This window comes from Veillonella sp. 3310, from assembly GCF_003999875.1.
Taxonomy (GTDB): domain Bacteria; phylum Bacillota; class Negativicutes; order Veillonellales; family Veillonellaceae; genus F0422.
On the sequence record NZ_RQVJ01000001.1, the window covers coordinates 731,522 to 746,293 of the forward strand.

The 14,772-nt window shown below is 40.3% G+C and carries 10 protein-coding genes and 1 other annotated feature; of the genes, 4 read left to right on the plus strand and 6 right to left on the minus strand.

Annotated elements, in window-relative coordinates:
* Nucleotides 1-161: 161 nt before the first annotated feature.
* Nucleotides 162-3,611: a pyruvate carboxylase gene (locus EO127_RS03530; protein ID WP_127448031.1), complete on the minus strand. Its 3,450-nt coding sequence runs from the start codon at nucleotides 3,609-3,611 to the stop codon at nucleotides 162-164.
* Nucleotides 3,612-3,848: 237 nt separating this feature from the next.
* On the opposite strand from EO127_RS03530, the gene EO127_RS03535 reads away from it, so the two are divergent.
* Complete coding sequence (locus tag EO127_RS03535) at nucleotides 3,849-4,712, plus strand: RluA family pseudouridine synthase (protein ID WP_127448032.1); 864 nt, start codon at nucleotides 3,849-3,851, stop codon at nucleotides 4,710-4,712.
* Between the two features lie 267 nt (nucleotides 4,713-4,979).
* Here the strand turns inward: EO127_RS03535 and fba are convergent, their stop codons facing one another.
* Entirely contained in the window at nucleotides 4,980-5,909 is a 930-nt protein-coding gene (gene fba / locus EO127_RS03540; RefSeq protein ID WP_127448033.1) for a class II fructose-1,6-bisphosphate aldolase, read from the minus strand.
* 199 nt (nucleotides 5,910-6,108) lie between these two features.
* On the opposite strand from fba, the gene EO127_RS03545 reads away from it, so the two are divergent.
* A complete protein-coding gene (locus tag EO127_RS03545; RefSeq protein ID WP_127448034.1) occupies nucleotides 6,109-7,665 on the plus strand; it encodes a polysaccharide biosynthesis protein in 1,557 nt (518 codons plus the stop codon).
* Between the two features lie 245 nt (nucleotides 7,666-7,910).
* Here EO127_RS03545 and rplT read toward each other — a convergent pair whose 3' ends face one another.
* From rplT to nifJ, 4 genes are all read right to left on the minus strand, one after another.
* Complete coding sequence (gene rplT / locus EO127_RS03550) at nucleotides 7,911-8,261, minus strand: 50S ribosomal protein L20 (protein ID WP_126939044.1); 351 nt, start codon at nucleotides 8,259-8,261, stop codon at nucleotides 7,911-7,913.
* Between the two features lie 47 nt (nucleotides 8,262-8,308).
* The gene (gene rpmI / locus EO127_RS03555; RefSeq protein WP_009354135.1) at nucleotides 8,309-8,506 is read right to left on the minus strand and encodes a 50S ribosomal protein L35; all 198 of its coding nucleotides are present in this window, start codon (nucleotides 8,504-8,506) and stop codon (nucleotides 8,309-8,311) included.
* Nucleotides 8,507-8,517: 11 nt separating this feature from the next.
* Nucleotides 8,518-9,042 (minus strand): translation initiation factor IF-3, encoded by a 525-nt coding sequence (infC, locus tag EO127_RS03560; protein ID WP_009354125.1) that lies wholly within the window; start codon nucleotides 9,040-9,042, stop codon nucleotides 8,518-8,520.
* 5 nt (nucleotides 9,043-9,047) lie between these two features.
* Nucleotides 9,048-9,157, minus strand: a sequence feature (ribosomal protein L20 leader region).
* Nucleotides 9,158-9,344: 187 nt separating this feature from the next.
* A complete protein-coding gene (gene nifJ / locus EO127_RS03565) occupies nucleotides 9,345-12,893 on the minus strand; it encodes a pyruvate:ferredoxin (flavodoxin) oxidoreductase (RefSeq protein WP_127448035.1) in 3,549 nt (1,182 codons plus the stop codon).
* 424 nt (nucleotides 12,894-13,317) lie between these two features.
* Here nifJ and EO127_RS03570 point away from each other — a divergent pair, with 424 nt between their 5' ends.
* Together EO127_RS03570 and EO127_RS03575 are read left to right on the plus strand one after the other, a co-directional pair.
* Nucleotides 13,318-14,250, plus strand: coding sequence for a LysR family transcriptional regulator (locus EO127_RS03570; RefSeq protein WP_127068584.1), 933 nt, complete (start codon nucleotides 13,318-13,320; stop codon nucleotides 14,248-14,250).
* The gene (locus tag EO127_RS03575; RefSeq protein WP_164742270.1) at nucleotides 14,231-14,641 is read left to right on the plus strand and encodes a hypothetical protein; all 411 of its coding nucleotides are present in this window, start codon (nucleotides 14,231-14,233) and stop codon (nucleotides 14,639-14,641) included. The genes EO127_RS03570 and EO127_RS03575 overlap by 20 nt, the downstream gene beginning before the upstream one ends.
* The last annotated feature ends 131 nt before the right edge of the window (nucleotides 14,642-14,772 follow it).

Consider the following 14,772-nt stretch of genomic DNA (forward strand, 5'->3'; position numbering starts at 1 on the left):
AACATATGTACACTATAACTTGCGATATATCTGTCATATATCTGCGGTACATCTATGGTATATCTTGTTAGTAATACTGAGTAACCTATGTATAATCCATATACATAAATACTATTAGTCCCATATCTTCTAACAAACTGATACAACATGCGTCGTATGGATTAGTTTGCTACATGCGCTTGTTCTTCGATAGTTAACAAGCAATCGCCACTTTCAATACGGCTACCTTCACGGACATGGATGACACCAACCACACCAGATACTGGCGCTGTAATCGTTGTTTCCATCTTCATCGCTTCTGTCACCACAAGAGCGTCACCTTTTTTCACAGCTTGACCTACTTGTGCCACAATTTTCACCACAGAACCAGACAATGTAGCACCTACTTCACCTGGTTTAGTTGGGTCCACTTTATGACGAACTACACCGGTTGTTTTAATGTGTTTGTCGTGAATTTTAATCGTTCTAGGTTGACCATTCAATTCAAATAAGACATAACGATTACCATCTTCATCCGCTTCACTCATTTGGATGTATTTAATCACCAATGTCTTACCTTTTTCGATGGTTACTTCTACACTTTCACCGCGTTTCATACCAAAGAAGAAAGTTGGTGTATCCAATACACTCACGTCGGAATAGTCATGTTTGAACGTAGTATAATCAGCAAATACCTTAGAGTATAAGCAATGAGCAATTACATCTTCATCCGTAGTACCGGCACCTTTTTCCGCTAATTCTCTTCGAACTAGTTCAAAATCAACTTCAGGAAGAGTCGCCCCAGGACGTCCATCTAATGGCTTTTCACCTTTCAAGATGATGTGTTGCAAACGTTCAGGGAATCCCAAGTATGGAGTACCGATGTATCCTTTGAAGAATTCTACTACAGATTGTGGGAAGTCCAAAGTATCACCTTTATCGTAGATATCTTGTTCTGTCAAATTATTTTGCACCATGAACAAGGTCATATCCCCTACCACTTTAGAAGATGGCGTTACTTTGATGATATCCCCAAATAACATGCTTACTTCGTGATATACACGCTTAATATCTTCCCAGCGTTCACCAAGGCCAACACTTTTCGCTTGTTGTTGCAAGTTAGAATATTGTCCACCAGGCATTTCATGTTGGTATACAGTTGTATTTGGATAGGAAGATGTATGGTCTACCCCTTTGTAGTATGGACGAATGGAGCCAAAGTAGTTGGATGCTTCTTCCATATAGTCTACATTCATAATTGGTTGGCGATCGTGACCAGTCAAACCATAATACATGGAGCTCATGCTTGGTTGACTTGTACCATTGGCAAAAGCGGAGTATGCTAAGTCGATAATATCTACCCCTGCATCTACAGCACGGCCATAGGAGTAAATAGCATTACCAGAACCTTCATGAGTATGTAAATGAATTGGTAAATCTACTGCATCTTTTAAAGCGCTTACTAAATTATACGCCGCTTGAGGTTTTAATAAACCAGCCATGTCTTTAATAGCCAAAATATTAGCCCCTGCTGCTGCCAATTCTTTACCCATATTCACATAATAGGCCAAATTATATTTATCACGACGAGGGTCTAGAATATCCCCTGTATAGCATAAGGCAACTTCTGCTACTTTACCTTGATTTCGCACTTCATCGATGGCTACTTTCATATTATCTAAGCTATTTAAGCTGTCGAAAATACGGAATACATCGATACCATTTTTGCCCGCCAATCGGATAAATTCACGCACTACATTATCTGCATAGCTTGTATATCCAACAGCATTGGAACCACGAAGTAACATTTGTAACAAGATATTTGGCACTTGTTCACGGAACATACGTAATCGTTCCCATGGATCTTCGTGTAAGAAACGATATGCCACATCAAAGGTTGCACCGCCCCAACATTCTAAGGAGAACAAGTTAGGCAATCCCTTCGCCACACGACCTGCCACACGAGCCATATCAGCCGTACGCAAACGAGTAGCGAACAAGGACTGATGCGCATCACGCCATGTTGTATCTGTGAACAATACTTTTGGTTGTTCTTGCACCCATTTAGAGAACTTTTCTGGTCCCAATTCATCTAATTTTTGTTTTGTTCCCGCTGCTGGTGCACCGGCTACATTAGATGGCATAATGATAGGTTCAAATGTTGGCACTTCCTCTTTATGACCATTGTAACCATTCACAGTGACATCCGCGATATAACGAAGAAGTTTTGTACCTCTATCTTTATCTTTTTTCAAGTTAAATAGTTCTGGATGCTCGTCGATGAAATGAACATTGTAATCTCCAGATTGGAATACTTCATGTTCTAATACATTTACTAAGAAATGAACATTTGTTTTTACGCCACGAATACGGAACTCTCGCAAGCAACGCAACATTTTACGGATAGCTTCTTCTGTAGACAATGCCCAAGACGTAGCTTTTACTAGTAAGGAATCATAATATGGTGTAATGACAGCTCCTGTGAACGCATTCCCGCCATCTAAACGAATACCAAAACCACCAGAGCTACGGTACGTAATCAATTTACCTGTATCTGGCATAAAGTGATTGTTTGGATCTTCTGTAGTAATACGGCATTGGATAGCTACCCCTTCACAACGAATATTTTCTTGTGCAGGAATGGCTACCGCTTCACTGTGCAATTCGTGACCTTCGGCAATGCGAATTTGCGTATGCACAATGTCAATACCTGTAATCATTTCTGTTACTGTATGTTCTACTTGGATACGAGGATTAACTTCAATAAAATAAAAATTTCCATCTCCAGTTACCAAGAATTCTACTGTACCAGCGCTGACATAATTTACGTGTTTCATGATTTTCACAGCGGCTGCACAAATACGGTCACGCAAATCACGAGACAAGGCAAATGCCGGTGCTACTTCTACTACTTTTTGATGACGACGTTGGATAGAGCAATCCCGTTCATGTAAATGCACGATATTACCATGTTCATCACCGATGATTTGTACTTCAATGTGTTTCGGCTCTACAATTAATTTTTCTACGTACACATCATCATCACCAAAAGCCATTTTTGCTTCCGATTTTGCACGATCATAAGCATCACGAAGTTCTTCATATTTTGTCACTTCACGCATACCACGGCCGCCACCGCCATTAACAGCTTTGATCATTAATGGATAGCCATATTTCTCAGCAAATGCTTCTAACTCTGCAAAGTCTTTCAATGGACCATCACTACCAGGAATCATAGGTATATCTGCTTTTTTGGCTTGAATACGAGCATTTACTTTGTCCCCGAACATCACTAAATGTTCTACTTTAGGGCCGATAAAAGTAATACCTTCTTCTTCACAACGTTGTGCAAAATGTGCATTTTCAGATAAAAATCCATACCCTGGATGGATCGCATCTACGTCATGTTCCTTAGCAATACGAATAATATCTTCAATATCTAAATATGCATCTACCGGTTTTTTACCTTCCCCTACTAAATAGGATTCATCTGCTTGATTACGATGTAATGAAAGTGCATCTTCGTTAGAATAAATAGCCACTGTGCGAATGCCCATTTCGTTACATGCACGAAGTACACGAATGGCAATTTCCCCACGGTTTGCTACTAATAGCGAACGTATTTGTTTCATTATAAACCCTCCTCAACTTTGTCTATTTCAGACCTAACACCTCATGGAATAGACATTTGTATACCTCATTATACTCCTAAACGTTGAAATTAGCTAGACATAAACAGGGTTTATAAGAAAGATATTTTTTATTTATAAATTGTTTATTAACACGTATCGTATCTATCCTAGCTTATGATATGATAAAAGAAATGTAGATATTTTTATTAACTGGTTACAAGTATAACAAGGAGTCTTATGCACCCAATTTTATATTTCACCCTTTCATTAGATCATTCGCCTTGCTCCATGAACCAAGCGATCCGTGAGCAAAAGGTATCTCAAGCTATGCGCCGACGTCTTCGTCGTGAAGGTTCCTTCCTTGTGAATGACACACCTGCTTCTTGGGATAGCCTATTACATCCAGGTGATTCTGTGAAAGTATACCTTACCAAAACTTCCCACATCGACCCCACACTAATGGACTTAGCCATTGTCTTCGAGGACGACCATTTGCTGGTCATCAATAAACCTGCAGGCATGCTTATGCATCCTACTTCCTCTGAAAGATACCACACACTTGCCAACGGTGTATTGGCATACTTTGAAGAGCACTCTATGAATGCTAGCTTTCATCCCATTCATCGATTGGATAAAGATACCTCAGGTCTCGTTATCATTGCTAAGAATGCCTTAGTTCAACATGCTTTCACCAAGCAACATATACGTATTCAAAAAGTGTACGATGCCATCACCGATGGTATCATTCCTGTTGATCAATTATCCATTCATTTTCCCATCGCTCGCCTAGAGGGTAGCATTATTGAACGTTGTGCTCATCTATTGGGGCAACCTGCCCATACAGATATAACCGTGGTTCAACGACATCCACATCATACTCATGTGCGCTGTTATCTGCATACAGGCCGGACTCACCAAATTCGAGTCCACCTCAGTGCTCTAGGATACCCACTAGCAGGCGATGATTTATATGGAGGCTCCTTAACGTGGCAAACTAAACAATGTCTCCATGCCACAGAACTACATTTTATCCATCCTATGACACAAGAGTGGATCAAATTGCAAGCACCATTACCAGAGTATTTTAAGCAAATCCCTTAAAACACCCTTTTCCTTATTGAAAAATACTATGTACAGTAGTATCTTATTATCACGGTATATCGAAAAGCGAGAAGCTTACGAGAGCGGTGATTCCCACCGACGATATACAACTAACGCAACTAAAGGACTGTATCACATGCCTAGGCATGTGGTACAGTCCTTTTCGTATACTATATATTAAGGCTATAAGACAAAACAAATATTTTCCATTTCGTGTGCAAAAAAACTGACACACCCTAAGGGCATGCCAGCTTTTCTCAAATCAAATTAAATTTTGTTGCTGCAACCTAAAACGTTTTTAATTTTATGTTGCACCATAGCTTGGATAGCCTCACGGCCAGGTCCCAAGTATTTACGAGGGTCAAATTCAGCAGGATTATTTGCTAATACTTCACGAATGCTTGCAGTCATCGCTAAGCGCAAATCTGTATCGATATTAATTTTGCACACTGCCATAGTAGCTGCTTTACGAAGCATTTCTTCTGGTACCCCTTGTGCACCAGGGATAGCACCACCGAAGGAATTACATTTTTCTACGAATGCTTGTGGTACAGAAGATGCACCATGCAATACGATTGGGAAGTTCGGTAACAATTCTCCTACTCGTTGTAAACGGTCAAAGTCTAAGTATGGAGTCCCTTTAAATTTATAAGCCCCATGACTTGTACCAATAGCAATGGCCAAGGAATCAACCCCAGTTAAACGAACAAACTCAGCGGCTTCTTCTGGATCTGTGAACAAAGCATCTTTTTCACTAACGTTTACATCATCTTCCACACCTGCTAGACGACCTAACTCGCCTTCTACTACCACGCCATGTTTATGAGCATATTCCACTACACGAGCTGTAAGTTCCACATTTTTTTCAAATGGATGTTTAGAACCATCAATCATAACGGAAGTAAACCCACTGTCGATGCAGTCTTTACAAATTTCAAAATCATCACCATGGTCCAAATGCAAAGCGATAGGAAGATCTGTATCGATTAAAGCTGCTTCTACCAATTTTGTTAAATACACAGGTTTAGCATATTTACGAGCCCCTGCAGATACTTGCAAGATCAATGGAGCTTGCTCCACTTTCGCCGCATCCACAATACCTTGGATAATTTCCATGTCGTTGACATTGAACGCACCAATGGCATAGCCGCCAGCATAGGCTTTCTCAAACATCTCTTTCGTAGATACTAATGGCATAATGGGCCTCCTTGTAGTATATAATTAAATACATTATTAATGACTATATATTGTTATTATACCGTATCTACTAGAGCGATTCAAGAAAAATCTATATTCTCAAAGCTTGTCAATATGATTGAGAACACGCCTATTCTATGGTACAATTAAAAGTAAGTCTTTCATAGATTCAATCGAATCTTTCAGTATAGGAGATATCATGGTTAATCGATTTTTACAGGGTACGCTCATCTTGACGATTGCGGGATTTGTAGTGAAAGCTATTGGTAGCTTGAACTGGATTTTCTTATCTCGAGTCCTCAGTGGTGAAGGTATCGGTATCTACCAAATGGCATTTCCAGCGTACTTATTAGCGTTGCAGCTATCCAGCGCAGGAATCCCTATTGCCATTTCCATTATGACCGCGGAAAAATTAGCAAAATATGATTTATTAGGAGCTAAAAAAGTATTCTCTATTTCCTTTAAAATGCTATTTATCCTCGGCCTATTGTTCAGTATTGCCGTCTACGGTTCTGCCCAATGGCTTATTGATATTAATTTCATTACAGACCCAAGGGCGTACTATTCCTTAATCGCCCTATCGCCAGCGGTGTTCTTTGTAACCCTCATTTCTTGTTATCGTGGCTACTTACAAGGATGGCAAATGATGACACCTACAGCCATCAGCCAAATCGTGGAGCAATTACTACGTGTTGTAGTCATGCTGGGAGCGGCATACATCTTACTTCCTTATGGTTTAGATGTAGCTGCTGGTGGTGCTAGCCTAGGCGCTGGTATCGGTGCAGTCGGTGCGTTAGTCGTGCTTATGTACTACTACTATCGTCTACCAAAACGATTAGACGAACCGATGACAACTACAGAACCACCTGAAAGTTCCAAGTCTATCATTCGTCGTTTAATCAACTTGTCCATTCCCATCGCGTTAGCCAGCATGATGTTACCTATCGTAGCTATGCTAGACGTAGCAATCATTCCAAGACGATTAATCGACATCGGCTATCCACTACACGAAGCTACCGAACTGTACGGTTATCTATCGGGTATGGCGGTACCTCTTATTAACTTAGCGACTATCATTACTGCAGCCATTGCGACCAGTATTGTACCCGCTATTTCCAACGCCGTATCTATTAAGGATATCAAACAAGTCTACTATCGTACGGCAGGTTCCATGCGATTAACCTTTGTGGCTACCATTCCTTTTACAGTGATGCTATACATTTTGGCGGAACCTGTTGTATCCACCATTTATAACGCACCACGTGCAGCAGAAGCCACACAAATCTTAGCGTGGGCCATCTTCTTTTTAGGGCTACACCAAGTAACAACAGGGATCCTACAAGGGCTCGGCAAACCGCGCATTCCCGTGATCAACATGGGGATTGCTGCCATTGTGAAAGTCATCTTAAACTGGCAATTAACAGCTATCCCCGCTTTAGGCATCGGCGGTGCTGCCTATGCCACTGTGGCTGATATTGGCTTTGCAGCGCTCTTAAATCTTATCTGGATTCATCGTCATACAGGCTACTTTATCGACCTTATCTTATTGGGTAAAAATATTATCTCCGCCTCCATCATGGGCGTAGCTATGTATTATTTCTACCCAATCTTGCAAGGAAGTATCCCTACCTTCTTTAACATTATGATCACTGCCATCATTGGTGCTTTCATCTATGTAGCAATCATGATTGTATTGAAGGGACTTAACAAAAACGACGGCGCTCGATTGCCTGTGGTGGGACGGTTCTTTAGATAATTAAGTATTATCTATTACCGGCAGCTTTGGGATAATTGTATATCTCCATTAGTAGAATAGTTCTTAGAGAATTCCATATGAATACCCTTGAAACATAGCTTTCAAGGGTATTTTTTATGGATAGTAAAAACAACTCATTTTGTCCTATAGCCATAATGATACAATTTTAGTGTAACAAAAAAGAACAGCCCCAAAGGACTGTTCTTCTACGCACAACCTATCATATAGGTTAGTATATATCTGTCTTACGCGTTTTTAGCAATTTCAACTAATTTCGCAAATGCAGCTGCATCATGTACTGCCAAGTCAGCCAACATTTTACGGTTGATTTCCACACCAGCTTTTGTTAAACCAGCGATGAAACGGCTGTAGGATAAACCATTGATACGGCTTGCTGCATTGATACGAGCGATCCATAATTTACGGAACTCACGTTTTTTAGCACGACGGTCACGACGAGCATAGTATAATGCTTTCATTACGGATTCGTTTGCTTTTTTGAATAAGCGAGAACGTGTACCACGGTAACCTTTAGCTAATTTTAAGATTTTTTTATGACGTGCATGCGCTGTTACGCCTGTTTTTACTCTTGCCATTATTGTATTCCTCCAATATCGTTATATGTTACTAAAATGTTTGAATCTTATGCGTATGGTAAGCATTTTACTACGCGTTTGTAGTCGGATTTGCTAACCAATGTAGCTTTGCGAAGATTACGTTTACGTGCTGGAGATTTTTTCTCTAAGATATGGCTTTTGAAAGCTTTTGCACGTTTGAATTCACCACTACCTGTTACTTGGAAACGTTTAGCCGCTGCGCGACGAGTTTTAATCTTTGGCATTATTCTTCCTCCTAATTACCTTTTTTAGCTAAAATCATTGTCATGTTTCGGCCTTCTAGTTTCGCTTCTTTTTCAACAACCGCTTGGTCAGTTAATTCACCAGCAAAACGAGTCAGCACATTAAGCCCCAATTCTGGGTGGCTCAATTCACGACCGCGGAACATGATCGTTACCTTAACTTTATTACCATCACCTAAGAATTTAGCTGCATTTTTAAGTTTTACATAAAAATCATGATCTTCGATGTGAGGACGAAGCTTAACTTCTTTCAATGTAAAAGTTTTTTGCTTCTTCTTTGCTTCTTTTTCGCGTTTTTGTTGCTCATAACGGTATTTACCATAGTTCATAATACGACAAACCGGTGGTTTACCATTAGGGGCTACTTCTACTAGATCTAAATGTTGTTCTTCTGCCATAGCTAGAGCATCACGAACAGACATAATACCTAACTGATCATTATCTGCACTTACGACACGAACTTCGCGAGCACGGATCTCTTCATTAATACGCGGTGTATCTTTGCTAATACTAGTCACCTCCAAAGGGATAAAAAAATCGGATGGCACAAGGCCATCCGAGCATAGTTTGTAACTATCTGTACCCAACATTTCATGACATTAGGTGAGAAGCGGATGGCTTCTACTTGTTAATACTCAATTAGTATACGCTATTAAGCCTTATTTGTCAAGGATTCTCCTCTTAACTTTATGTATTATTACTTTACAGTAATATACTTTGTATGAATTACTAATATGTTATAAAGTAAAAACACTAGTATACAACTCTGATAAAAAGGCCCTCCCTAGGGAGAGCCTTTTTGTATTACTTTAGCTACTGATTAGCCTTGCAATTCTTCTTCAAAACCTTTTTGTAGGCGAACATAGGATTGACGGCGTTCTTTAGCTAATTGTTTGTTAATTTCTAACAATTCTTTGCTCATTGCAGGAACTGCTTTGCCCAAAGATGTATAACGAACTTCTTTTCCTAAGAAGGAATCAAATAATTCATAATCAGGTTCTTTGGAGTCAAGGCTGAATGGATTTTTGCCTTGTGCTTTTAATGCTGGGTTGTAACGGTATAGATCCCAGTAACCAGATGCAACAGCTTGTTTAGTTTCAGCTTGTGCATTACCCATACCACCTTTGATACCATGGTTGATACATGGAGCATAAGCGATGATTAGGGATGGACCTGGATATGCTTCAGCTTCTGCCAATGCTTTCATCAATTGGTTCATGTCAGCACCCATACCAACTTGAGCCACATAGATGTTGCCATATGTCATAGCGATCATGCCAAGGTCTTTTTTGTTTGTACGTTTACCTTGCGCAGCGAATTGAGCAACCGCACCTACACGAGTAGATTTAGATGCTTGACCGCCAGTGTTGGAGTATACTTCTGTATCGAATACGAATACGTTAACGTCTTCGCCGGAAGCCAATACATGGTCAAGACCACCGAAACCGATATCGTATGCCCAACCGTCACCACCGAAGATCCATTGGGAACGTTTAACAAGGTATTGTTTTTTAGCCAACACTTCTTTTACAGCTTCTGTTTGTTCTACTTTGGAAAGAGCGTCGATTACTGCTTTAGCGCGGTCACGAGTACCTTCGCCTTGAAGACGTTTTTCTAACCACAAGTCAAGAACTTGTTTAGTTGTTTCATCAGCAGTTTCAGCGATGGAAGCTACAGTTTCAGCTAATTGTGTACGGATTTTTTCAGTACCGATGAACATACCATAACCGAACTCAGCGTTGTCCTCGAATAAGGAGTTAGCCCATGCAGGACCTTGGCCTTGTTGGTTTTTAGTGTATGGAGATGCTGGCATAGATGCACCCCAGATGGAGGAACAACCTGTTGCATTGGCGATCATCATACGGTCACCGAACAATTGAGTAATCAATTTAGCATATGGAGTTTCACCACAACCTGCGCAAGCGCCGGAGAACTCAAGCAATGGAGTTTTGAATTGGGAACCTTTTACAGTTTCTTGTTTCATTGGGTGAGATTTAGTTGGCAATGCTACACCATAATCCCAAGCTGGAGCAAATTCTAATTCGCCATCGATAGGACGCATTTCGATTGCTTTTCCTTTAGGAGCTGGACAGATGTTTACGCAGTTACCGCAACCTAAGCAGTCTAATGGAGATACTGCAATACGGAATTGCAATTCGCCTTTAGTCATCATTTCTGGAATTGTTTCAAAGTTTTCTGGACCTGCTGCTGCTTCTTCTGCTGTCGCTAATACAGGACGGATAGTCGCATGCGGACATACGAAGGAACATTGGTTACATTGGATACAGTTTTCTTTGATCCAGTGAGGAACAAATAAAGCGGCACCACGTTTTTCGAATGCAGCTGTACCAGAAGGTAATGTACCATCTTCATAGCCTGTGAAAGCAGATACTGGTAAATCGTAACCAGCTTGTGCATTAACAGGTTTAGCAATGTTAGCCACATAGCTTGGGCAAGTTGTGCAAGAAGATTTTTCAAAAGTATCTTCAGAATCTTTTGCATCTTTCCATGCTGCTGGAACGTCTACTTTTACAAGAGCACCAACACCTTGGTCAACAGCTTGGTTGTTCATTGCAACAACGTCTGCACCTTTTTTACCATATGTTTTTTCGATAGAGTCTTTTAAGTACTCTACTGCTTTATCGATAGGAATAATTGTATCTTCAGTCAATTTGAAGAATGCAGCTTGTGTAACCATGTTGATACGGCCACCCAAACCAATTTCAGCTGCAATTTTCGCTGCATTGATGATGTAGAAGTTCAATTCTTTTTCAGCAATTGTACGGCGAAGTTTTGCTGGTAATTTTTCTGCCAATTCTTCTGGACCCCAAGTACAGTTCAATAAGAATGTACCGCCATGTTTGATACCACGAAGAAGATCATATTCATGTACATAAGATTGACGATGACAAGCAATGAATTCTGGTTCAGTTACCAAGTATGGTTTGTTGATTGGGTTTTTACCAAAACGTAAGTGAGACATTGTCACACCACCAGATTTTTTGGAGTCATAGTCGAAGTATGCTTGTGCATACATATCTGTATGGTCACCGATGATTTTGATAGCAGATTTGTTAGCACCTACAGTTCCGTCAGAACCGAAGCCCCAGAATTTACATCCAGTTAAACCTTCAGTTTTCACGGATACACCTTCAGCACGGTTCAAGGACAAGTTAGTTACATCGTCATTGATACCCAATGTGAAGAAACGTTTGCCAGCTTCTGCTAACATGTTATCGAATACTGCTACAAGGTCAGCTGGGATTACGTCTTTAGAAGAAAGACCATAACGACCGCCGAATACTTTAGCATTGATATTGTGTTGAACAAGTGCTGCTTGAACATCTAAGAATAAAGGTTCAGCTAAAGCACCTGGTTCTTTTGTACGGTCTAATACTGCAACGCGTTCTACAGTTTTAGGAAGAGCCGCTACAAAACGATCTGTCGCAAATGGACGGAATAAGTGTACTTGTACGAAACCAACTTTACGGCCTTGTGCATTTAAGTAATCTACAGTTTCAGTAGCTACTTGTGCAGAAGAACCCATTGTTACGATTACGTCAGTTGCATCAGCTGCACCATAGTAATTGAACAATTGGTAATCACGACCAGTGATTTTGTTGATTTCATGCATGTAATGTTCTACTACATCAGGAACTTGTAAATAGAATGGGTTAGAAGCTTCACGATGTTGGAAGTAGATATCAGGGTTTTCAGCAGTACCGCGAGTTACAGGAGCATCTGGATTCAACGCACGTTGACGGAATGCTTCTAGAGCGTCTTGGTCTACTAAAGGTTTTAATTCATCATATTCTAATACTTCGATTTTTTGGATTTCGTGAGAAGTACGGAAACCGTCGAAGAAGTTGATGAAAGGAACGCGAGTTTTTAACGCTGTTAAATGCGCAACTGGAGCAAGATCCATAACTTCTTGTACAGAGGATTCTGCTAACATAGCACAACCAGCAGCACGAGCTGCCATAACGTCTTGATGGTCACCAAAGATAGACAATGCTTGCGCTGCGATAGCACGAGCTGCTACGTGGAATACACCTGGAAGTAACTCACCAGACACTTTGTACAAGTTAGGTAACATCAATAATAGACCTTGAGAAGATGTGAAAGTAGTTGTCAATGCGCCCGCTTGTAAAGAACCGTGAACTGCTGCTGCAGCGCCGGCTTCGGATTGCATTTCAACAACCTGTACAGTGTGACCGAACAAGTTTTTACGACCTTGTCCTGCCCATTCATCCACATGTTCTGGCATTGGAGAAGATGGAGTGATTGGATAAATCGCTGCCACTTCAGAAAAACCATACGCTACGTGAGCTGCAGCTTGGTTGCCGTCCATAGTTTTCATTTTACGCATGTTAAAATAGCCTCCTTAAAGCAAATAAAAATTAACACTTGTAGTTACATACAAAATAGGGGATGTATATAGACTCATATCCAAGCACTCGCCGGATAAGTCTTCCCCTCTTGAGTATCAAATTGTTTTTTGAAATATGAATCATTTATTTCTAAAAAGATTGCATATGTTGCAAAAATGTAATAATATATAAGTTATATAGTACCTCTTTGCAAATTCGTGAAGTAGCTAATCTACTTCGTGAACAAATTGATATAGCCTTATGGTTTCATTATACATTGAGAACGATAACTTCGCAATACCATATGGACTATCATGCATTGCTAATTATGCGATTATCAATTTACATTTATACATGCATTGTTGCTCAAATAGCATACTAAAAAAGAGGACTTTTGTTATTACCATATTTAAGAGGTGCATTATGGACTTTCATCACTTAAAATACTTCGTAGAAGTGGCGGATCAAAAAAGTTTCAGCAAGGCCGCAAGAAATCTTCACATTTCACAATCTGCTATCAGCCGTACTATAAAAGCTCTTGAAGATGAGCTAGGTGTTGTGTTATTCATTCGTAATGCAAAATCCGTTGAAATGACTGACGGTGGCACCATCTTTTTAACGCATGCTAAACGGGTTGTATTCATGTTTGAGCATTTAAAAATCGATTTCGAAAACGAATTCCGCCTAGAACAAGGCTCTGTATTAATTGGATTACCGCCAGTGACAGATGCCCCTATCTTTGCGCAATTATTAGGAGAGTTCAAACAAACCTACCCTCAAATCGAATTAGAATTATATGAACATGGTTCTAAAAAAATAGAAATCTCTGTCCAAGAAGGTCTTATCGACGTGGGGATTATTTGTACTAAACCTAATGCGAAAGAATTCGATTCCTTCTACTTAACAAGTGACCCTCTAAGTGTTATCTTGCCGAAAGACAATCCATTAGCAGAAGAAGACTCTATCTCTCTTGATCAATTGGCCGACCAATCTTTCGTATTGCACAAAGATGACTTTAACTTACATGATGAAATCGTAAAATCTTGTAAATCTGTTGGCTTCCAACCGCATATCGTGTTTGAAACTAGCCAGCGCGATTTAATGTTGCAAACTGTAGCTGCTCACTTAGCAATCGCACTATTACCTAGCCGTCTATGCCCTACAGAAGATGAAAATACAAAAGTAGGATCTAGCGTGGTAGTACGTCCTTTAGTAAACCCTGAAATTATGCATACTTTACACGTGATTTGGAAAAAAGGACATTACCTATCTCATGCTTCCCGCCTATGGTTAGACTTTGTGATGGCGCGCTTGCCTTTGATCCCTGGCGACACCCATGATGAAACAGCTGAGTAATCTACTTTTGAAAGTAGGCACTCTCCTACGGAAGCCCCTATTCTGGATTATCCTCTACGTGCTAAGCACAACCTATTGGATGGTGTCTCAACAACTAGAAATCGATGCGCTGAAAGAACGCATTGACACAGAGCACACCATGGAACATAGTGATACCTTTCACTATCGCTTAACTAACCTAGAAAATATCAGCAACTCTCACGGAGATCGACTGAAAGAACTAGAGCGAGACAATTGGCAACTCAAACGCTTTGCCAACCAACACCAGTTCCGCATCATGCAACTCGAATGGGAACACCCCGACATCGAGGCTCCAGAACCAAGTAAATCCACACCAGTCAAAGTCCCATTCAAAGCAAATCCAACCAACGTCCCGGACGTTAAAAAATAAAACTTTCTAATCAAATATAGTGGATACTTATATAAAAACTTCTAGCACTAGCTATCTAAATAGCTAGTGCTATTTTTTGCTTAATAAACAATACACAAAGGACTGCCACTTGTACCTAGTACAAAAAGCAG

Excerpts from the sequence above, each read along its gene's own strand:
- EO127_RS03530 (WP_127448031.1), bottom strand. The coding sequence starts at position 3,611 with ATGAAACAAATACGTTCGCTATTAGTAGCAAACCGTGGGGAAATTGCC.
- EO127_RS03535 (WP_127448032.1), top strand. The coding sequence starts at position 3,849 with ATGCACCCAATTTTATATTTCACCCTTTCATTAGATCATTCGCCTTGC.
- fba (WP_127448033.1), bottom strand. The coding sequence starts at position 5,909 with ATGCCATTAGTATCTACGAAAGAGATGTTTGAGAAAGCCTATGCTGGC.
- EO127_RS03545 (WP_127448034.1), top strand. The coding sequence starts at position 6,109 with ATGGTTAATCGATTTTTACAGGGTACGCTCATCTTGACGATTGCGGGA.
- rplT (WP_126939044.1), bottom strand. The coding sequence starts at position 8,261 with ATGGCAAGAGTAAAAACAGGCGTAACAGCGCATGCACGTCATAAAAAA.
- rpmI (WP_009354135.1), bottom strand. The coding sequence starts at position 8,506 with ATGCCAAAGATTAAAACTCGTCGCGCAGCGGCTAAACGTTTCCAAGTA.
- nifJ (WP_127448035.1), bottom strand. The coding sequence starts at position 12,893 with ATGCGTAAAATGAAAACTATGGACGGCAACCAAGCTGCAGCTCACGTA.
- EO127_RS03570 (WP_127068584.1), top strand. The coding sequence starts at position 13,318 with ATGGACTTTCATCACTTAAAATACTTCGTAGAAGTGGCGGATCAAAAA.
- EO127_RS03575 (WP_164742270.1), top strand. The coding sequence starts at position 14,231 with ATGATGAAACAGCTGAGTAATCTACTTTTGAAAGTAGGCACTCTCCTA.